Source organism: Enterobacter sp. ENT02, from assembly GCF_019219165.1.
Lineage (GTDB): Bacteria > Pseudomonadota > Gammaproteobacteria > Enterobacterales > Enterobacteriaceae > Enterobacter > Enterobacter mori.
The window spans coordinates 542,734-561,240 of the sequence record NZ_JAHUWD010000001.1 but is presented as its reverse complement, the minus strand read 5'-3'; the positions used below and the strand labels follow the sequence as shown (position 1 = coordinate 561,240).

At 55.6% G+C, this 18,507-nt stretch carries 19 protein-coding genes; 11 read left to right on the top strand and 8 right to left on the bottom strand.

What is annotated here, in order from left to right:
* Positions 1–3: 3 nt before the first annotated feature.
* On the bottom strand, positions 4–1,332 hold the full coding sequence (gene pabB / locus KW829_RS02495; protein ID WP_218307801.1) for an aminodeoxychorismate synthase component 1: 1,329 nt from the start codon (positions 1,330–1,332) through the stop codon (positions 4–6).
* 61 nt (positions 1,333–1,393) lie between these two features.
* Between pabB and KW829_RS02490 the strand changes: the two genes are divergently transcribed.
* Complete coding sequence (locus KW829_RS02490) at positions 1,394–1,585, top strand: YoaH family protein (protein WP_108417606.1); 192 nt, start codon at positions 1,394–1,396, stop codon at positions 1,583–1,585.
* 6 nt (positions 1,586–1,591) lie between these two features.
* Here KW829_RS02490 and KW829_RS02485 read toward each other — a convergent pair whose 3' ends face one another.
* Entirely contained in the window at positions 1,592–1,936 is a 345-nt protein-coding gene (locus tag KW829_RS02485; RefSeq protein ID WP_008500498.1) for a RidA family protein, read from the bottom strand.
* A gap of 133 nt (positions 1,937–2,069) precedes the next feature.
* On the opposite strand from KW829_RS02485, the gene KW829_RS02480 reads away from it, so the two are divergent.
* The 5 genes from KW829_RS02480 (at position 2,070) to rnd (ending at position 8,449) form a co-directional block, all read left to right on the top strand.
* Positions 2,070–3,980 (top strand): ATP-dependent DNA helicase, encoded by a 1,911-nt coding sequence (locus tag KW829_RS02480; protein ID WP_010432700.1) that lies wholly within the window; start codon positions 2,070–2,072, stop codon positions 3,978–3,980.
* Positions 3,981–4,046: 66 nt separating this feature from the next.
* Positions 4,047–4,742, top strand: a complete 696-nt coding sequence (gene tsaB, locus KW829_RS02475) for a tRNA (adenosine(37)-N6)-threonylcarbamoyltransferase complex dimerization subunit type 1 TsaB (protein ID WP_218307529.1) — start codon at positions 4,047–4,049, stop codon at positions 4,740–4,742.
* A gap of 37 nt (positions 4,743–4,779) precedes the next feature.
* A complete protein-coding gene (locus tag KW829_RS02470; RefSeq protein WP_010432706.1) occupies positions 4,780–5,361 on the top strand; it encodes a Slp family lipoprotein in 582 nt (193 codons plus the stop codon).
* 203 nt (positions 5,362–5,564) lie between these two features.
* A complete protein-coding gene (gene fadD / locus KW829_RS02465; RefSeq protein ID WP_126816329.1) occupies positions 5,565–7,250 on the top strand; it encodes a long-chain-fatty-acid--CoA ligase FadD in 1,686 nt (561 codons plus the stop codon).
* An 83-nt stretch (positions 7,251–7,333) separates the two neighbouring features.
* Positions 7,334–8,449, top strand: coding sequence for a ribonuclease D (gene rnd / locus KW829_RS02460; RefSeq protein ID WP_218307800.1), 1,116 nt, complete (start codon positions 7,334–7,336; stop codon positions 8,447–8,449).
* A 73-nt stretch (positions 8,450–8,522) separates the two neighbouring features.
* Here the strand turns inward: rnd and minE are convergent, their stop codons facing one another.
* The 3 genes from minE to minC are packed head-to-tail and all read right to left on the bottom strand — an operon-like array spanning position 8,523 to position 10,339.
* Complete coding sequence (gene minE, locus KW829_RS02455; RefSeq protein ID WP_010432714.1) at positions 8,523–8,792, bottom strand: cell division topological specificity factor MinE; 270 nt, start codon at positions 8,790–8,792, stop codon at positions 8,523–8,525.
* A 3-nt stretch (positions 8,793–8,795) separates the two neighbouring features.
* A complete protein-coding gene (minD, locus tag KW829_RS02450; RefSeq protein WP_089598218.1) occupies positions 8,796–9,608 on the bottom strand; it encodes a septum site-determining protein MinD in 813 nt (270 codons plus the stop codon).
* Between the two features lie 23 nt (positions 9,609–9,631).
* Positions 9,632–10,339 carry a septum site-determining protein MinC gene (minC, locus tag KW829_RS02445; protein WP_010432720.1) on the bottom strand — a complete coding sequence of 236 codons (708 nt, stop codon included), beginning with the start codon at positions 10,337–10,339 and terminating at the stop codon, positions 9,632–9,634.
* 123 nt (positions 10,340–10,462) lie between these two features.
* Between minC and KW829_RS02440 the strand changes: the two genes are divergently transcribed.
* The 3 genes from KW829_RS02440 (at position 10,463) to KW829_RS02430 (ending at position 11,979) form a co-directional block, all read left to right on the top strand.
* Positions 10,463–10,738 (top strand): YcgL domain-containing protein, encoded by a 276-nt coding sequence (locus tag KW829_RS02440; protein ID WP_089598219.1) that lies wholly within the window; start codon positions 10,463–10,465, stop codon positions 10,736–10,738.
* Between the two features lie 47 nt (positions 10,739–10,785).
* On the top strand, positions 10,786–11,445 hold the full coding sequence (locus KW829_RS02435) for a fumarylacetoacetate hydrolase family protein (protein ID WP_218307528.1): 660 nt from the start codon (positions 10,786–10,788) through the stop codon (positions 11,443–11,445).
* Between the two features lie 93 nt (positions 11,446–11,538).
* On the top strand, positions 11,539–11,979 hold the full coding sequence (locus KW829_RS02430; RefSeq protein WP_089598220.1) for a YcgN family cysteine cluster protein: 441 nt from the start codon (positions 11,539–11,541) through the stop codon (positions 11,977–11,979).
* A gap of 125 nt (positions 11,980–12,104) precedes the next feature.
* On the opposite strand, the gene dsbB is transcribed toward KW829_RS02430, so the two are convergent.
* Positions 12,105–12,635, bottom strand: a complete 531-nt coding sequence (gene dsbB / locus KW829_RS02425) for a disulfide bond formation protein DsbB (protein WP_089598221.1) — start codon at positions 12,633–12,635, stop codon at positions 12,105–12,107.
* 143 nt (positions 12,636–12,778) lie between these two features.
* Positions 12,779–14,317, bottom strand: a complete 1,539-nt coding sequence (gene nhaB, locus KW829_RS02420; protein WP_218307527.1) for a Na(+)/H(+) antiporter NhaB — start codon at positions 14,315–14,317, stop codon at positions 12,779–12,781.
* 201 nt (positions 14,318–14,518) lie between these two features.
* Here nhaB and fadR point away from each other — a divergent pair, with 201 nt between their 5' ends.
* Complete coding sequence (gene fadR, locus KW829_RS02415) at positions 14,519–15,238, top strand: fatty acid metabolism transcriptional regulator FadR (protein ID WP_010432738.1); 720 nt, start codon at positions 14,519–14,521, stop codon at positions 15,236–15,238.
* A 106-nt stretch (positions 15,239–15,344) separates the two neighbouring features.
* Here fadR and KW829_RS02410 read toward each other — a convergent pair whose 3' ends face one another.
* Positions 15,345–16,877 (bottom strand): SpoVR family protein, encoded by a 1,533-nt coding sequence (locus tag KW829_RS02410; protein ID WP_089601462.1) that lies wholly within the window; start codon positions 16,875–16,877, stop codon positions 15,345–15,347.
* Between the two features lie 322 nt (positions 16,878–17,199).
* Between KW829_RS02410 and KW829_RS02405 the strand changes: the two genes are divergently transcribed.
* On the top strand, positions 17,200–18,498 hold the full coding sequence (locus KW829_RS02405; RefSeq protein ID WP_100166050.1) for a D-amino acid dehydrogenase: 1,299 nt from the start codon (positions 17,200–17,202) through the stop codon (positions 18,496–18,498).
* Positions 18,499–18,507: the final 9 nt, after the last annotated feature.

The window sequence follows — 18,507 nt, the reverse complement described above, 5'->3', positions numbered from 1 at the left end:
CCGTCAGGTCTCCAGCTGTTGAAGGATACGGTTAACTTTATCAAAGGTTTCCTGATATTCCGCATCGACCTGGCTGTCGGCCACAATACCGCCCCCTGCGGAACAATACAGATTCCCGTCGCAGGCGGTTAGCGTGCGGATAGTGATACTGGTATCCATGGTCCCGCAAAGGCTCACATAGCCGATGCTGCCGCACCAGGCGTTGCGGCGGTGCGGCTCGAGTTCATCGATAATTTCCATCGCCCGCACTTTGGGGGCGCCGGTGATGGAGCCTCCCGGAAACGCGGCGCGGAGCAGATCGCAGGCGGTGCGCGAGGCGGGCAGCTGCGCGGTGACGGTGCTGACAAGATGATGCACCGCCGGGAAAGGCTCGACGACGAACAGTTCGGGCACGCGGACGCTGCCCGGCACCGCGACCCGGCCGATATCGTTACGCATCAGGTCGACGATCATCAGGTTTTCCGCGCGGTCTTTCGGGGAGGCGGCGAGTTTTTCCGCCTGCTTGCGGTCGGCCTCGGGATCGGCAAGACGCGGCAAAGTGCCTTTAATCGGACGGGTTTGAATCGTGCCCTCGGCCAGATGAATAAAACGCTCGGGCGACAGGCTGAGGACCGCTCCCTGTTCCAGACGCACAAACGCGCTGAAGGGCGCCTTATTGCTGGCATTAAGACGGGTAAATGCCTGCCAATCATCTCCCCGGTATGTCGCCTGGAAACGTTGGGCGAGGTTGACCTGGTAGCAGTCACCGTTGTGCAGATACGCCTGAACGCGCGCGAATTTTTCGGCATACTCCGTTGCGCTCATATTTGAACGCCAGTCGGAGGTCAGCGTGAACGGCCCAGCAGGTGCAGGCTGTTGCGCCTCAAGCCACACCAGACGCGCCTGCACGTCACGATGGCTTAGCAGGGAAAGCGTTTTTTTCTGGTGATCAACAATTAATGCCCAGTCGTAAAGCCCCACCGCCATATCGGGCAGCGGAATATCATCCTGAGCAAGATCAGGCAGCGTTTCGAAACGGCGACCCAGATCGTAACCAAACAGGCCCAGCGCGCCCCCCTGAAAAGGCAGGTCCGGGTTCGGTGTGGCAGATAAGCCCAGCGCGTTAATGGCTTGCTGAAGCTGCACCAGCGGATCGTCCGTTAACGGCAGGTCATCGGTTGTCAGCGTCTTGACCGGGTCGGCCACGATAATATCAAACCGGCTGTAGGGGTGATCCGCATGGCCGGAGTGCAGCAGCATCGCAAACGGAAGGTGGCTCAGGCGAGCAAACCAGAACTCAGCGGCATCAGCACGCCAGGGCAGGGTAATAACAGTGGGGAAGCGCATGTTCATGTATGGCATACTACCGGGCAGCGTGAAATAATTAGCGCGAATAATTTAGCAGGAGTTGACGATGTTTGCAGGTTTACCTTCTCTGAGCCATGAACAGCAGCAGAAAGCGGTTGAACGTATCCAGGAACTGATGTCCCAGGGGATGAGCAGCGGACAGGCGATTACCGTTGTCGCTCAGGAGATTCGCGCCAGTCATTCCGGCGAGCGGATCGTGGCGCGATTCGAAGATGAAGATGAAGATCAAGAAGAGTAATCGTGCTTACACCGCCGCGATAATCTTGATCTCGACCTTGTACTCCGGTTTCATCAGCGTGGCCTGTACGGTGCAGCGTACAGGCGCGTGACCCGCTACCACCCACGCATCCCAGGCTTTGTTCATCGCCGCGAAATCGTCCTTGTTTGCCAGGAAAATCGTCGCATCCAGAATGCGCGATTTGTCGCTGCCCTGTTTTTCCAGCACCGCGTCAATCTGCGCCAGGGTGTTCGCCGTCTGCTCGAACGCATCCGCGTCCAGGTTAGCCGGTACGCCGGTGTAGTAGAGCGTCTGGTTATGGATCACCACATCAGACCAGCGGGCTTCGGCATCAATGCGCACAATCGTCATAAACGTTTCCTCGTTATTTTGCGTATTCAGGCGGCAAGACTGCCATATTGTGCATCTGTCGTCACTATTTGGGGTGGCACATGAAAGGATGGGCTGACATAATCCCTGTGCAAAAATACAGTGAGAGAGCACCGTGGCAGACGATTTTTCCCCTGAAGGTCAATTAGCGCAGGCTATCCCCGGCTTCAAACCCCGTGAACCTCAGCGTCAGATGGCGCACGCCGTTGCGCACGCTATCGATAAGGCTCAGCCGCTGGTGGTCGAAGCCGGAACCGGCACGGGTAAAACCTATGCTTACCTTGCTCCGGCGCTGCGTGCGAAGAAGAAGGTGATTATTTCCACCGGATCGAAGGCGTTGCAGGATCAGCTCTACAGCCGCGATTTGCCCACGGTGGCGAAAGCGCTGAAATACAAAGGGCGTCTGGCTCTGCTGAAAGGGCGTTCTAACTACCTTTGCCTTGAGCGTCTCGAGCAGCAGGCGCTGGCGGGTGGCGATCTGCCGGTACAGACGCTGAGCGACGTCATTATCCTTCGGTCATGGGCGAACCAGACCGAAGAGGGGGACATCAGCACCTGCGCGAGCGTGCCGGAAGACTCTCCTGCCTGGCCGCTGGTGACCAGCACCAACGATAACTGCCTCGGCAGCGATTGCCCGCTGTACAAAGACTGCTTTGTGGTTAAAGCCCGCAAAACTGCCATGGACGCCGACGTCGTGGTGGTAAACCATCACCTGTTTCTCGCGGATATGGTGGTCAAAGACAGCGGTTTCGGCGAGCTGATCCCCGAGGCTGACGTGATGATCTTTGATGAAGCGCACCAGCTCCCGGATATCGCCAGCCAGTATTTCGGCCAGTCGCTCTCGAGCCGCCAGCTTCAGGACCTGGCGAAAGATTTCACCATCGCCTATCGCACCGAATTAAAAGATACCCAGCAGTTGCAGAAGTGCGCCGACCGCCTGGCGCAGAGCGCGCAGGATTTCCGCTTACAGCTTGGCGAGCCGGGCTATCGCGGTAACCTGCGAGAACTGCTGGCGGACAAAAATATCCAGCGCGCGCTGCTGCTGCTCGATGATGCCCTGGAACTCTGCTACGACGTGGCGAAACTCTCGCTTGGACGCTCTGCGCTGTTAGATGCAGCGTTTGAACGCGCCACACTGTATCGCGGGCGGCTCAAACGGCTGAAAGAGATTAACCAGCCGGGCTTCAGCTACTGGTATGAGTGCACCTCACGGCATTTCACGTTGGCGCTCACGCCGCTGACGGTGGCGGATAAATTTAAAGAGGTGATGGCGCAAAAACCGGGAAGCTGGATCTTCACCTCGGCAACCCTGTCGGTGAATGACGATCTGCATCACTTCACGGAACGTCTTGGCATTGAGGCGGCGGAATCGCTGCTCCTGCCCAGCCCGTTCGATTACGAAAAACAGGCGCTGCTCTGCGTTCCCCGTAATCTGCCGCTGCCGAACCAGCCGGGCGCGGCGCGCCATCTGGCGGCGATGTTAAAACCGATGATTGAGGCCAACAACGGCCGCTGCTTTATGCTCTGCACCTCTCACGCCATGATGCGCGACCTCGCCGAGCAGTTCCGCGCCACCATGACGCTGCCGGTTCTGCTGCAGGGCGAAACCAGCAAAGGCCAGCTGTTACAGCAGTTTGTTTCCGCCGGTAATGCCCTGCTGGTGGCGACCAGCAGCTTCTGGGAAGGGGTCGACGTGCGCGGCGATACCCTCTCGCTGGTCATCATCGACAAACTGCCGTTTACTTCCCCGGACGATCCGCTGCTGAAGGCGCGGATGGAAGATTGCCGTCTGCGCGGAGGCGATCCGTTTGACGAGGTCCAGTTGCCGGACGCGGTGATTACCCTCAAGCAAGGGGTAGGGCGTTTGATCCGCGACGTCACCGATCGCGGCGTGCTGGTGATCTGTGATAACCGACTGGTGATGCGCCCTTACGGCGCCACCTTCCTCGCCAGCCTGCCGCCCGCGCCGCGGACGCGGGACATAAAACGCGCGGTGCGTTTCCTGGCAAACCCAACGGCGGAGTAATTCGCCCCGGAATGTGCTAAGATGCGCGCCATTTTGTGACTGACCCTTGCGAGAGCGCGACGACTGATGCGAATTCTGGCTATTGATACCGCGACAGAGGCTTGCTCTGTCGCTCTGTTGAACGACGGTGCTGTTTCTGCTCATTTCGAAGAGTGCCCACGGGAACACACCCAACGTATTCTGCCCCTGGTAAAAGCCATGTTAACCCAGGGCAACACCTCCTTAACCGACCTCGACGCGCTGGCCTTTGGCCGTGGCCCTGGCAGCTTTACGGGCGTACGTATCGGGATTGGCATTGCGCAGGGGCTGGCGCTGGGCGCTGAACTGCCGATGATCGGCATCTCTACCCTCGCCACCATGGCGCAGGGTGCCTGGCGTATGACTGGCGCAACCCGCGTGCTGGCGGCCATTGATGCCCGCATGGGCGAAGTTTACTGGGCTGAATATACCCGTGATGAAAACGGCGTCTGGCACGGTGAAGAGACGGAAGCCGTGCTGACGCCTGAAGCCGTCACTGAACGCCTGAAACAGCTCTCAGGCGAGTGGGCGACGGTAGGGACGGGCTGGCCGGCATGGCCGGAAATGGGGAACGACACCGGCGTAACGCTGGTTGACGGCAATATGCTTCTGCCTGCCGCCGAAGATATGCTTCCCCTTGCCTGTCAGCTGTTCGCGAAAGGAAAAACCGTTGCCGTTGAACAGGCTGAGCCGGTTTATTTACGAAACACCGTTGCGTGGAAGAAACTTCCAGGCCGCGAGTGAATCTCAGTAACAGGAACTGAGAAAAAGGAGTCGCATCATGGCGGTTCAAACTAAAGTTGTTCGCCTTTTAATGGCAGGCGTTGTTGCCACAGCACTGAGCGGTTGCGTAACCGTTCCTGATGCGATTAAGGGCAGTAGCCCAACGCCACAGCAGGATCTGGTGCGCGTTATGAATGCACCTGAGCTGTATGTTGGCCAGGAATCGCGCTTCGGCGGCAAGGTGATCGAGGTCTTTAACCAGCAGGGTAAAACCCGTCTGGAAATTGCGACGGTACCGCTGGACAGCGGTGCTCGCCCCGTACTAGGGGAGGCCTCGCGCGGGCGCATTTATGCAGACGTCAGCGGTTTCCTTGACCCGGTCGATTTCCGTGGGCAACTGGTGACCGTTGTTGGGCCTATTACCGGTTCGGTGCAGGGCAAAATCGGCAGCACGCCGTATAAATTTATGACTATGCAGGTGACGGGCTACAAACGCTGGCGTATTGCCCAGCAGGTCGTCATGCCGCCACAGCCGATCGATCCGTGGATGTGGGGTCCTCATCCTTACCGTTATGGTTACCCCGGCTGGGGCTGGTATAACCCGGGCCCGGCGCAGGTTCAAACGATCGTAACTGAGTAACTAACTGTTATTATTAGGAAAGAGACAGCGGTTCAGCCGCTGTCTCTGTTTTTTTACGGATAAAATGAAAAAAAAGAGTGACGCGCTTCGCAACCTGCAATCTGAACAATTAATAAACTGGTACGCTGAGTTAATATAATGTTAACAAACTGTTTATTATCGGGGCTGTGATGACGACGAATACTCATTTCAGAGGTGATGCATTGAAAAAGGTTTGGCTTAACCGGTATCCCGCAGATGTGCCTGCGGAGATCAATCCTGACCGTTATCAATCCCTGGTTGAATTATTTGAACACTCGGTGCGGCGTTACGCTGACCAGCCTGCGTTTGTGAACATGGGCGAAGTGATGACCTTCCGTAAGCTGGAAGAGCGTAGCCGGGCGTTTGCGGCCTATTTACAGGAAGGGCTGGGACTGCAAAAAGGGGACCGCGTCGCGCTGATGATGCCAAACCTGCTGCAATACCCGGTAGCGCTGTTCGGCATCCTGCGAGCCGGGATGATTGTCGTCAACGTGAACCCGCTATATACCCCGCGTGAACTTGAGCATCAGTTGAACGACAGCGGCGCGGTCGCCATTGTCATTGTCTCGAACTTTGCCCACACGCTGGAAAAAGTGGTCGACAGAACCCAGGTAAAACACGTCATTCTGACGCGCATGGGCGATCAGCTTTCCACGGCCAAAGGTACGCTGGTTAACTTTGTCGTTAAATACGTGAAGCGGCTGGTACCAAAATATCACCTGCCGGACGCCATTTCCTTCCGCCGTGCGCTGCACGCGGGCTACCGTATGCAATACGTCAAGCCAGAAGTGGTATCAGAAGATCTCGCCTTCCTGCAGTACACCGGTGGCACCACCGGCGTGGCGAAGGGCGCGATGTTGACGCACCGGAACATGCTGGCGAACCTTGAACAGGTGAACGCCACTTACGGGCCTCTGCTGCATCCGGGCAAAGAGGTGGTGATCACCGCGCTTCCGCTGTATCACATCTTTGCGCTGACCATGAACTGCCTGCTGTTTATTGAGCTGGGTGGTCAGAACATCCTCATCACCAACCCGCGCGATATCCCGGGCCTGGTGAAAGAGCTGGCGAAATATCCGTTCACCGCCATGACGGGGGTGAATACTCTGTTTAATGCGCTGCTCAATAATAAAGAGTTCCAGCAGCTGGATTTCTCCACGCTGCACCTCTCCGCAGGCGGCGGGATGCCCGTTCAGCAGGCGGTCGCTGAGCGCTGGGTGAAGCTGACCGGTCAGTATCTGCTGGAAGGCTATGGTCTGACGGAGTGCGCGCCGCTGGTGAGCGTTAACCCGCACGACATTGACTACCACAGCGGCAGCATTGGCCTGCCTGTTCCATCGACCGAAGCAAAGCTGGTGGATGATGAGGATAACGAAGTGCCTCATGGTGAGCCAGGCGAGCTGTGCGTAAGAGGGCCGCAGGTGATGCTGGGCTACTGGCAACGTCCGGATGCTACGGACGAGATCATCAAAGACGGCTGGCTGCATACCGGCGATATTGCCGTGATGGACGACGAAGGTTTCCTGCGCATTGTCGATCGTAAGAAAGACATGATCCTGGTCTCCGGCTTTAACGTCTATCCGAACGAAATCGAAGATGTGGTCATGCAGCACAGCGGCGTGCTCGAAGTGGCGGCTGTGGGCGTCCCTTCCGGCAGCAGCGGTGAAGCGGTGAAGATATTTGTGGTCAAGAAAGATCCTTCGCTGAATGAGGAAGAGCTGATAACCTTCTGCCGTCGTCAGTTGACGGGCTACAAGGTACCGAAGCTGGTGGAATTCCGCGATGAACTGCCAAAATCCAACGTCGGGAAGATATTACGACGAGAATTGCGTGACGAAGCCCGTGCCAAAGTAGACAATAAGGCCTGAGCTTCACGTTAATCGCCCAGACGCCGGTTAAGCCGGCGTTTTTTATGGGCGCAAACAAAAGAGAAAATGATTTGAATTACCAGATGATCACGACCAACGACGAGCTGGCTTCGCTGTGCGAAGTGACGCGCGACTATCCCGCCATCGCCCTGGATACCGAGTTTGTCCGTACGAGAACCTATTATCCGCAGCTGGGCCTGATTCAGATGTACGACGGCAAACATGTCTCGCTGATTGACCCGCTCGGTATTACCGACTGGGCACCAATGCGCGAGCTGCTGCTGGATACGGCCGTGACCAAATTCCTGCATGCGGGCAGTGAAGATCTGGAAGTGTTTATGAATACCTTTGGCATCATGCCGCAGCCGCTCATTGATACGCAGATCCTCGCGGCGTTCAGCGGGCGTCCGCTCTCATGGGGCTTTGCTGCCATGGTTGAGGAATACACCGGCCTGACGCTGGACAAAAGCGAATCCCGTACCGACTGGCTGGCGCGCCCGCTGACCGAGCGTCAGCTGGAATATGCGGCGGCAGACGTCTTCTACCTGCTGCCGATTGCCGGACAGCTGATGAAGGAGGCAGAAGCCTCCGGCTGGCTGTCTGCTGCGCTGGATGAGTGCCGAATGACCCAGCAGCGTCGTCAGGAAGTGGTTGACCCGAAAGAGGCCTGGCGCGATATCACAAACGCCTGGCAGCTTCGCACGCGTCAGCTGGCGTGCCTGCAGCTGTTAGCGGACTGGCGTTTGCGCAAAGCGCGCGAGCGCGATCTGGCCGTGAACTTTGTGGTGCGTGAAGAGCATCTGTGGGCGGTCGCGCGCTACATGCCTGGCAGCATGGGTGAACTGGACAGCATTGGGCTTTCGGGTAGCGAGATTCGTTTCCACGGCAAAACCCTGCTCGCGCTGGTGGCGCAGGCACAGCAAACTGCGGATGAAGACCTGCCGGAACCGCTGCTGAATCTGATGGATATGCCGGGCTATCGCAAGGCGTTTAAGGATATCAAAGCGCTGGTGCAGGACGTCGCAACGGAAAGCAAACTGAGTGCGGAACTGCTGGCGTCACGCCGTCAGATTAATCAGTTGCTGAACTGGCACTGGAAGCTGAAGCCGCAGAATGGGCTGCCGGAGCTGATGGCGGGCTGGCGCGGGGAATTGATGGCCGATCGCCTGAATACGCTGCTGGAAGGTTACCCGCGATAAAAATATGCCGGGCGATACACCCGGCATATTCCCCCGGTGGCGCTGCGCTTACCGGGGCTACGAAATCACAAACCTACGGACGCGACTCTTCCGCTTCCGGGAGCGTAACGTTCAGCTCCAGAATCGAAATATCCCCGTCTTTTTGCTCCAGCTGTACGGTGACCATCTCCGGGTCAATCTGCACGTACTTACAGATCACTTCCAGGATGTCCTTGCGCAGCTGCGGCAGGTAGTGAGGCTCGGCGTCGCTACGACGACGCTCCGCAACGATAATTTGCAGACGTTCTTTTGCGATGTTGGCGGTGCTTTTTTTCCGCGAGAGAAAAAAGTCCAGTAATGCCATAACTTATCCTCCGAACAGGCGTTTGAGGAAACCTTTCTTCTCTTCTTCAATGAAGCGGAAAGGACGTTCTTCTCCCAGCAGACGGTCAACGGTATCGGCGTAAGCTTTACCTGCATCTGCCATCGTATCCAGAATCACTGGCTCACCCTGGTTAGAGGCGCGTAACACGGACTGATCTTCCGGGATAACGCCAACTAGTTTGATGCGCAGGATCTCCAGCACGTCTTCCATGCTCAGCATGTCACCTTTGTTCACGCGGCCCGGGTTGTAACGGGTCAGCAGCAGGTGCTCTTTGATCGGTTCCTGACCATTTTCCGCACGGCGGGATTTAGAGGCGAGGATACCGAGAATTCGGTCTGAGTCACGCACGGACGAGACTTCAGGGTTCGTGGTGATAATGGCTTCATCCGCGAAATAGAGCGCCATCAGCGCACCGGTTTCGATACCGGCAGGGGAGTCACAGACGACGAAGTCGAACTCCATCTTTTTCAGATCGTCGAGCACCTTCTCCACGCCTTCGCGGGTCAGCGCGTCTTTGTCACGGGTCTGAGACGCCGGAAGAATGTAGAGGTTTTCGGTGCGCTTGTCTTTAATCAGCGCCTGGTTAAGCGTGGCATCGCCCTGGATGACGTTTACGAAGTCATACACGACGCGACGCTCACAACCCATGATCAGGTCCAGGTTACGCAGGCCGATATCGAAATCGATAACGACGGTTTTCTTTCCCTTCTGGGCCAAACCAGTAGCGATGGCCGCGCTGGAGGTGGTCTTGCCAACGCCTCCTTTACCCGAAGTAACAACAATAATGCGTGCCATAGAAATTCCTTGTTAAAAAGGGATCAATTCAACGGTTGAACGGTCAACGCGTCGTCTGCCAGCAGCAGACGAGCCGCTTTGCCATAAAATTCGGCTGGGATCTTGTCGCTCAGCCAATATTCACCTGCGATGGACACCAGTTCCGCCGTCAGGTGACTACAAAATATTTGTGCTTCCCGATCGCCACTTGCGCCCGCGAGCGCACGCCCACGCATCATACCGTAGACGTGAATATTGCCATCCGCAATCAGTTCAGCGCCAGCACTGACGTGGCTTGTAACAATTAGATCACAGTTTGGCGCATAAATTCGCTGACCGGAACGAACCGGCACATCAATCAATCGCGTTTTTGTGACAGGTGTAACGTTTTGAACCGGAGGAGGGGGCGTCTGCACTGCCGCTGGGGCCGAACGAGGGGCTTTTTCTTTGCCTTCGGTCAAAAGCGGTAGCCCAGCCCGGTCAATCTCGGCTTTCAGTTCAGCATCTTTACAGCCGCTAATGCCGACAATACGCAGCCCGGTGGATGAAACCGCCTGCTGGAGAAGTTTCCAGTTAACCGGGGCATCCAGACCGCTCACATTGACGACAACGGGGGCATGTTTCAGAAAGGCGGGTGCCTGCGCGATTTTATCTTCTAACGCCTGACGAATAACCTCGGGTTTTGCATCATGCAAATGAACCACTGATAAGGTGAAGCTACTGCCTTTAAGCTCGATGGGCGTGTTTGACATCCTGGCCTTACTCAATTTGCTATTAACCGCAACAACTCGCTGCGATATTCCGAAGAGTATCAGGCATGTTATAGTCAGGAGTATATTGAGGCAAGCAACCACCCATTAATTCAGAGTAAAAACATGTTTTGTGTGATCTATAGAAGTACAAGCCGTGACCAGACCTATCTTTATGTCGAAAAGAAAGACGATTTTTCGCGCGTGCCTGAAGAATTAATGAAAAACTTTGGCCGCCCTCAGCTGGCGATGCTGCTGCCGCTTGACGGGCGTAAGACGCTGGTGAATGCCGATCTGGAAAAAGTGAAATTGGCATTAACCGAGCAAGGCTATTATTTACAGCTTCCGCCACCACCCGAGAATTTATTAAAACAGCATCTTGAGGTGAACGGAAAGAAATAAACCCGGACGCTTCCGGGAACAACACATCAACCGTTTAGGGGTCGACCATGTATCAACATCATAACTGGCAAGGTGCATTACTGGATTATCCCGTCAGCAAAGTCGTCTGCGTGGGCAGCAACTACGCAAAACACATTCAGGAAATGGGCAGCGCGACGCCAGAAGAGCCGGTACTGTTTATTAAGCCCGAAACCGCACTCTGCGATATTCGCCAGCCGCTGGTGTTACCGCAAGGGTTGGGTTCTGTCCACCACGAAGTGGAGCTGGCAGTGCTGATTGGCGCCACGCTGCGCCAGGCTTCTGAAGAGCATGTGCAGAAAGCGATTGCCGGTTACGGTGTCGCCCTGGATCTCACCCTGCGTGATGTGCAGGGCAAGATGAAGAAAGCGGGGCAACCGTGGGAAAAAGCCAAAGGCTTTGATAATTCCTGCCCCATTTCGGGTTTTGTTCCGGTGAGCGAGTTTACTGATGACCCGCAGGACACCCCGCTCAGTCTGAAGGTGAACGGCGAGGTTCGTCAGCAGGGCACTACGGCCGACATGATCCACAAGATCGTCCCGCTGATTGCCTACATGAGCCGCTTCTTCACCCTGAAACCGGGTGATGTGATCCTGACCGGTACGCCAGAGGGCGTCGGCCCGCTCAACGGTGGCGATGAGCTTGAGGTCAGTTTCAACGGCCTGTCGCTGAAAACACGCGTGCTGTAAAAACACCTTGCCGCCCGAAATGGGCGGCAAAACTTGCATCAACGTGCCAGACTCGTTATAAGGTGCGCTTTCTTTTGACGTGTGGACATCCTGATGAACGACATCCCTTTCTGGCAAAGTAAAACGCTCGACGAAATGACCGACGCGGAGTGGGAGTCGTTGTGCGACGGCTGCGGACAGTGCTGCCTGCACAAGCTGATGGATGAGGACTCCGACGAGATCTATTTCACCAACGTCGCCTGCAAGCAGCTGAACATCAAAACCTGCCAGTGCCGCAACTACGAACGCCGCTTCGAGTACGAGCCGGACTGCATCAAATTAACCCGTGAAAATTTGCCGACCTTTGAGTGGTTACCGCACACCTGTGCGTATCGCCTGCTGGCGGAAGGAAAAGATCTGCCGAAATGGCATCCGCTGCTGACCGGCTCTAAAGCGGCTATGCACGGCGAACGCATTTCCGTGCGTCATATTGCGGTGAAAGAGTCTGAAGTGCGGGACTGGGAAGACCACATCATGAATCACCCTAATCGGTGATAATAAAAAACCCGCCGAGGCGGGTTTTTTATTATGGTTGTGCGGCCTGATGCCCTCACCCCAACCCTCTCCCACGGGAGAGGGCGCAAACATTAAAAACGGCAACCGAAGTTGCCGTTTTGCTTTTACCTTCCAAATAGATCGCGTTTCTTTGGTTTAAACGGCTGGGCAATCAGCACCAGCAGGGCCACAACGAAGTAGGCCACAAAAATACCCACCAGCCACTGCGGCATCTCCAGCGTCAGGAATTCCCACTGACGTACAGAACAGTCGCCGGACGCCACAAACACCTGCGGCAGCCACTTATCCAGCGGCAGCCAGCTCGGGAAACGGGCGGCAAAATCACAGGTCATAAACGGTGACGGATGCAGCTGCATCATGGTGTGTTCCCAGGAGAGTTCAATTCCCTTCCAGGCACTGTACAGCCAGATAGCGATACCGGCATAGCGTAACGGTGATTTCGGGGCAATCGCGCCCACCAGACCCGCGCCCATAATGCCGAACAATGCGCAACGTTCGTAGATACACAGCACGCAGGGCTTCAACCCCATCACATGCTGGAACCACAACGCGACCATTTCCAGCGCAAAGGCGGTCAGGGCCATTAACAACCACGCTCCGCGACCGCGAGAGCACTGGTTTAAAAATCTCAACATAATCATTTCCCTGGAGCATGCTTAGAAAGCGCAGTGTAAACGAATTCGTTTTCCGCGCCACCTGTACCTGACGAAATAAAACGTAATTGGATGTTTATCATGCGAAAAGGCAAACGGGCAGCGAACTGCCCGATTTACACATCTTAATGCGCGGCAAGTATACCCGCTTGTATCAGCCAGTGCGTATAAGGAATGAGGGTAATTTTGACGCAAAGCAAACCCACAATCGTCAGTACCAGCGTATAGGGCAGGGCCATCCAGACCATTCTTCCATAAGAAAGTCGTATGAGTGGCGCAAGCGCTGAGGTCAGCAGGAACAGGAATGCGGCCTGGCCGTTAGGTGTCGCTACGGAAGGCAGGTTGGTGCCGGTATTGATCGCCACCGCCAGCAGTTCAAACTGCTGAGCGCTGATAACGCCTTGCTCCATGGCTGCTTTCGCTTCGTTGATATACACCGTGCCGACAAAAACGTTATCGGAAATGGAGGAGAGCAAACCGTTAAACAGGTAAAACAGCGAAAGCTGGGCGTCGGGCGCGGCCTGTAATACAAAGGCAATAATCGGCGCAAACAGGTGCTGATCGATAATCACCGCCACTACCGCAAAGAATACCGCCAGCAGCGCGGTAAACGGCAGGGCTTCAGTAAAGGCTTTGCCGATAGCGTGCTCGTCGGTCACGCCGCTAAAGGTGGTGGCGAGAATAATAACCGACAGGCCAATTAACCCCACCTCAGCAAGATGGAAAGCCAGCGCAGCAATAAGCCAGACGCCAATGATGCCTTGTGCGATCAGGCGTAGCGTATCCTGGCGTGTGCGCTGACGGCGACTTTGCACGTCAAATATATGCAGCTCCTGTCGCACCGTTTCAGGCAGCTTCGCGCCGTAGCCAAAGACGCTGAATTTCTCGACAAGAATACAAGTGACGACGCCGCAGATCAGCACCGGAACGCTCACTGGCGCCATGCGCAGGAAGAATTCCCCGAAATGCCAGCCCGCCGCTTTGGCGATGATCAGGTTTTGCGGTTCCCCCACCATCGTCATCACGCCGCCCAGCGCTGTACCCACACCCGCATGCATCATCAGGCTACGCAGGAACGCGCGGAACTGCTCCAGCACCTCACGGTTATGCGCTTCGACATGGCTATCATCCTGCAGATCCTCACCGGGTCGAGAAGACGCGACGCGATGATAAATGCCGTAAAAGCCGACGGCCACGCTAATCACGACGGCCACCACCGTCAGGGCATCAAGGAAGGCCGACAGAAACGCTGCCGCGAGACAAAATGCCACCGACAGGATCGTTTTTGAGGGAATGCTCAGCAGCAGCCGGGTAAAGATAAACAGCAGTAGCTGCTTCATAAAGTAGATGCCAGCCACCATAAACATCAGCAGCAGAAGCACCTCAAGATTGGATGCCAGTTCCTGTTTAACATGCTCCGCGCTGGTCATGCCAATCACCACCGCTTCAAATGCCAGCAGGCCGCCGGGAAGGAGTGGATAGCATTTCAGCGCCATCGCCAGGGTGAAGATAAATTCCGCCACCAGCAGCCATCCGGCAACAAACGGATTGACATAAAACAGGATGGGGTTAACGACCAGGAATACCAGAAGTATGAGTTTGTACCAGTCAGGTGACTGGCCTAAAAAGTTGCGCCACAGCGCGCGGCCAAATGAAATTTCCACGACAGACGTCCTTCCCCGTCAAATAAGGCAAAACATCAGTATACGCAAAAATGGGGGCGTAGAGGGGCATTAGGTCAAATTGTAAATTTCACAAAAATGAAACGGCGATCCCTCTTTTCTCTCTTTGCTGCGCTATCTGCCTCTGCGAGCCTCTGGTATGATGAGTCCAATTTGCTAAAGCTGTGTAATGGAAATCTCACTATGGTCATTAAGGCGCAGAGCCCGGCGGGTTTCGCGGAAGAGTACATCATTGAAAGCATCTGGAATAATCGTTTCCCTGCGGGATCAATTCTACCTGCTGAACGCGAACTCTCTGAACTGATTGGCGTCACCCGTACTACGCTGCGTGAAGTTCTGCAGCGTCTGGCACGTGATGGCTGGTTGACGATTCAGCACGGCAAGCCAACGAAAGTAAACAACTTCTGGGAAACGTCCGGGCTGAACATTCTTGAAACGCTGGCGCGTCTCGACCACGAAAGTGTGCCGCAGTTGATCGACAATCTGCTCTCCGTGCGTACCAACATCGCGACTATCTTTATCCGTACCGCGTTCCGTCAGCATCCTGAAGATGCGCTTGCGGTGCTGGCCAGCGCGAACGAGGTCGAAGACCACGCTGACGCTTTCGCCACGCTTGACTATAACGTCTTCCGCGGACTGGCCTTTGCCTCCGGTAACCCGATTTACGGCCTGATCCTGAACGGGATGAAAGGGCTCTATACCCGTATCGGTCGCCACTACTTTGCTAACCCTGAAGCCCGCAGCCTGGCGCTGGGTTTCTACCATAAGCTGAGCAAGCTCTGTACCGAAGGGCTGCACGATCAGGTTTATGAGACGGTGCGTCGCTATGGGCATGATTCCGGTGAAATCTGGCACCGCATGCAGAAAACGCTCCCGGGCGATTTAGCGATTCAGACCCGCTAAAAGAAAAAACCTCTCGTACGAGAGGTTTTTTTTCGCCCGGTGGCGCTTCGCTTACCGGGCCTACAAAACCCGTAGGCCGGGTAAGGCGTAGCCGCCACCCGGCAAACTACAGCGTATTTAACCGCGCCGGGCACCGCTCCAGCAGCTCCACGCTGCCGTCTTCATTCTGCTGTTCAAGCAACACGTCAAAGCCCCACAGCCGATGCACGTGCTTCAGCACCTCTTTACGCCCTTTATCCAGCGGCGCGCGGTTGTGCGGGATATAGCGCAGCGTCAGGGAGCGGTCACCGCGTAAATCCACATTCCATACCTGGATGTTCGGCTCAAGGTTGCTTAGGTTGTACTGGGAAGAGAGGCGAGAGCGGATCTCGCGGTATCCCTCTTCGTTATGGATCGCCGAAATTTCCAGATAGTTGTTACGGTCATCATCCAGCACGGTGAAGAAACGGAAATCTCGCATGATCTTCGGCGACATAAACTGGCTGATAAAGCTCTCATCCTTAAAGTCACGCATCGCGAAATGCAGCGTTTCCAGCCAGTCAGAACCGGCGATGTCCGGGAACCAGTATTTGTCTTCCTCCGTCGGCGACTGGCAGATGCGCTTGATGTCCTGGAACATCGCAAAGCCAAGGGCATACGGGTTAATGCCGCTGTACCACGGGCTGTTATAAGCAGGCTGGAACACCACGTTGGTGTGGCTGTGCAGAAACTCCATCATAAAGCGTTCGGAGACTTTCCCTTCGTCATACAGGTGGTTAAGGATGGTGTAGTGCCAGAAGGTCGCCCAGCCTTCGTTCATCACCTGCGTCTGTTTCTGCGGGTAGAAATACTGGCTCACCTTACGCACAATGCGCAGGATCTCGCGCTGCCACGGCTCCAGCAGCGGGGCGTTCTTCTCCATAAAGTAGAGCAGGTTTTCCTGCGGCTCAGACGGATAACGACGCGCTTCGGCGACCGTTTTCTCCTCCTCACGCTTCGGCAGGGTACGCCACAGCATATTCACCTGGCTTTGCAGATACTCCTCGCGGCTTTTCTGCCGAGCCTTCTCCTCCTGTAAGGAGATTTTTTGCGGACGCTTGTAGCGGTCAACGCCGTAGTTCATCAGCGCGTGGCAGGAATCGAGCAGTTTTTCCACTTCATCCACGCCGTAGCGCTCTTCGCATTCGGTAATGTATTTACGGGCGAAAATCAGGTAATCGACAATCGAGCTGGCATCCGTCCAGCTGCGGAAAAGATAGTTGTTCTTGAAGAAAGAGTTGTGCCCGTAGCAGGCGTGCGCCATCACCAGCGCCTGCATGGTAATGGTGTTCTCTTCCATCAGATAGGCAATACACGGATTGGAGTTAATGACGATCTCATACGCCAGCCCCTGTTGACCGTGTTTATACAGCCGCTCCGTTTCAATAAATTTCTTACCAAACGACCAGTGCGGATAGTTGATCGGCATCCCGACGCTGGAGTAGGCATCCATCATCTGTTCGGACGTAATGACTTCAATTTGATGGGGATAGGTATCCAGGCGATACAGTTTTGCTACCCGGTCAATCTCGGCCAGATAGACATCAAGCAGCTCGAAGGTCCAGTCGGGTCCATCGCTCAGACGTGTGTTGTCCTTGGATATGGAATCAATAGTAGCCATTAGCGCGCCCTCGTTGTTGGGAGCTCTCTCTGTCTGGAGAGCCTCCTTTCAAGCATAGATCAACGCGTTAAAAAGCGTGCTGAAGCAGAAATTTTTTCTTTGCGATTTCGCGTTTTTGATACGGCAAAAAAAGCGGGTCTCGCAGAGTTTTATGCTGGCTAAAAATAACGCGCAGCAGGAGATCCCAAATTAGCACTATCCCCTGATACAGGGGGATGTGTGAGGTAAGTCACCATAAAAAAGTCGTATGTTGAATAATATTTTCAACTAGGTTATCAATCTGTAATTAGAAGATTGTTCTTTTGCACATAATGGAGTGGCTATGCGTGTTGTCATACTGGGAAGTGGTGTCGTTGGCGTAACCAGCGCCTGGTATTTAAGTCAGGCGGGGCATGAGGTTACCGTTATCGATCGTGAATCTGGCCCGGCGCTTGAAACCAGTGCGGCGAACGCCGGACAAATCTCTCCGGGTTATGCGGCGCCGTGGGCAGCCCCCGGCGTGCCGTTAAAGGCGATTAAGTGGATGTTCCAGCGTCACGCGCCGCTGGCGATCAGTCTCGACGGCACGCAGTTCCAGCTGAAGTGGATGTGGCAGATGCTGCGCAACTGTGACACCCGCCACTACATGGAAAATAAAGGACGCATGGTGCGTCTGGCGGAGTACAGTCGTGATTGCCTGAAAGCCTTACGCGCCTCGACGGGCATTGAGTACGAAGGCCGTCAGGGCGGTACACTGCAGCTGTTCCGCACCGAGCAACAGTATGAAAACGCCACCCGCGATATCGCCGTGCTGGAAGATGCGGGCGTACCCTATCAGCTGCTGGAAGCCAGCCAGCTGGGGCAGGTGGAGCCTGCGCTGGCGGAAGTGGCGCATAAACTGACGGGCGGCCTGCGCCTGCCGAATGACGAAACCGGCGACTGCCAGCTCTTTACGCAACGTCTGGCGCACATGTGCGAGCAGGCAGGGGTGAAATTCCGCTTTAACACCTCTGTCGACAAGCTGCTGTCGGAAGGGGAAAAAATTTACGGCGTGAAGTGTGGAGAAGAGGTGATCAAAGCCGATGCCTACGTGATGGCGTTTGGTTCGTACTCCACCGCCATGCTGAAAGGCATCCTCGATATTCCGGTCTATCCGCTGAAAGGCTACTCGCTGACCATTCCGGTGAAAGAAGAGAGCGGCGCGCCCGTGTCGACCATTCTGGACGAAACCTACAAAATCGCCATCACCCGCTTCGACAACCGCATTCGCGTAGGCGGCATGGCGGAGATCGTGGGCTTCAATACCGAACTGCTGCAGCCGCGTCGTGAAACCCTGGAAATGGTGGTGGGCGATCTCTTCCCGCGCGGAGGCTTTGTCGAACAGGCGACCTTCTGGACCGGTCTGCGCCCCATGACGCCGGACGGCACGCCGATTGTCGGCCGCACGCCGTATAAAAACCTGTGGACCAATACCGGGCACGGCACGCTCGGCTGGACGATGGCCTGCGGCTCGGGTCAGCTGCTGAGCGACCTGATATCTGGCCGCACGCCAGCAATTCCGTTTGACGATTTAAGTGCCGCACGTTATCAATCAGGGTTTACCCCATCGCGTCCGCAGCACCTGCACGGCGCACATAACTAAGGAGTCGTC

Coding starts and splice junctions, on each gene's coding strand:
- KW829_RS02405 (WP_100166050.1), top strand. CDS start 17,200: ATGCGTGTTGTCATACTGGGAAGTGGTGTCGTTGGCGTAACCAGCGCC.
- KW829_RS02435 (WP_218307528.1), top strand. CDS start 10,786: ATGTATCAACATCATAACTGGCAAGGTGCATTACTGGATTATCCCGTC.
- KW829_RS02440 (WP_089598219.1), top strand. CDS start 10,463: ATGTTTTGTGTGATCTATAGAAGTACAAGCCGTGACCAGACCTATCTT.
- KW829_RS02470 (WP_010432706.1), top strand. CDS start 4,780: ATGGCGGTTCAAACTAAAGTTGTTCGCCTTTTAATGGCAGGCGTTGTT.
- pabB (WP_218307801.1), bottom strand. CDS start 1,332: ATGAACATGCGCTTCCCCACTGTTATTACCCTGCCCTGGCGTGCTGAT.
- minC (WP_010432720.1), bottom strand. CDS start 10,339: ATGTCAAACACGCCCATCGAGCTTAAAGGCAGTAGCTTCACCTTATCA.
- tsaB (WP_218307529.1), top strand. CDS start 4,047: ATGCGAATTCTGGCTATTGATACCGCGACAGAGGCTTGCTCTGTCGCT.
- dsbB (WP_089598221.1), bottom strand. CDS start 12,635: ATGTTGAGATTTTTAAACCAGTGCTCTCGCGGTCGCGGAGCGTGGTTG.
- rnd (WP_218307800.1), top strand. CDS start 7,334: ATGATCACGACCAACGACGAGCTGGCTTCGCTGTGCGAAGTGACGCGC.
- minD (WP_089598218.1), bottom strand. CDS start 9,608: ATGGCACGCATTATTGTTGTTACTTCGGGTAAAGGAGGCGTTGGCAAG.
- KW829_RS02430 (WP_089598220.1), top strand. CDS start 11,539: ATGAACGACATCCCTTTCTGGCAAAGTAAAACGCTCGACGAAATGACC.
- fadR (WP_010432738.1), top strand. CDS start 14,519: ATGGTCATTAAGGCGCAGAGCCCGGCGGGTTTCGCGGAAGAGTACATC.
- KW829_RS02410 (WP_089601462.1), bottom strand. CDS start 16,877: ATGGCTACTATTGATTCCATATCCAAGGACAACACACGTCTGAGCGAT.
- KW829_RS02485 (WP_008500498.1), bottom strand. CDS start 1,936: ATGACGATTGTGCGCATTGATGCCGAAGCCCGCTGGTCTGATGTGGTG.
- KW829_RS02490 (WP_108417606.1), top strand. CDS start 1,394: ATGTTTGCAGGTTTACCTTCTCTGAGCCATGAACAGCAGCAGAAAGCG.
- minE (WP_010432714.1), bottom strand. CDS start 8,792: ATGGCATTACTGGACTTTTTTCTCTCGCGGAAAAAAAGCACCGCCAAC.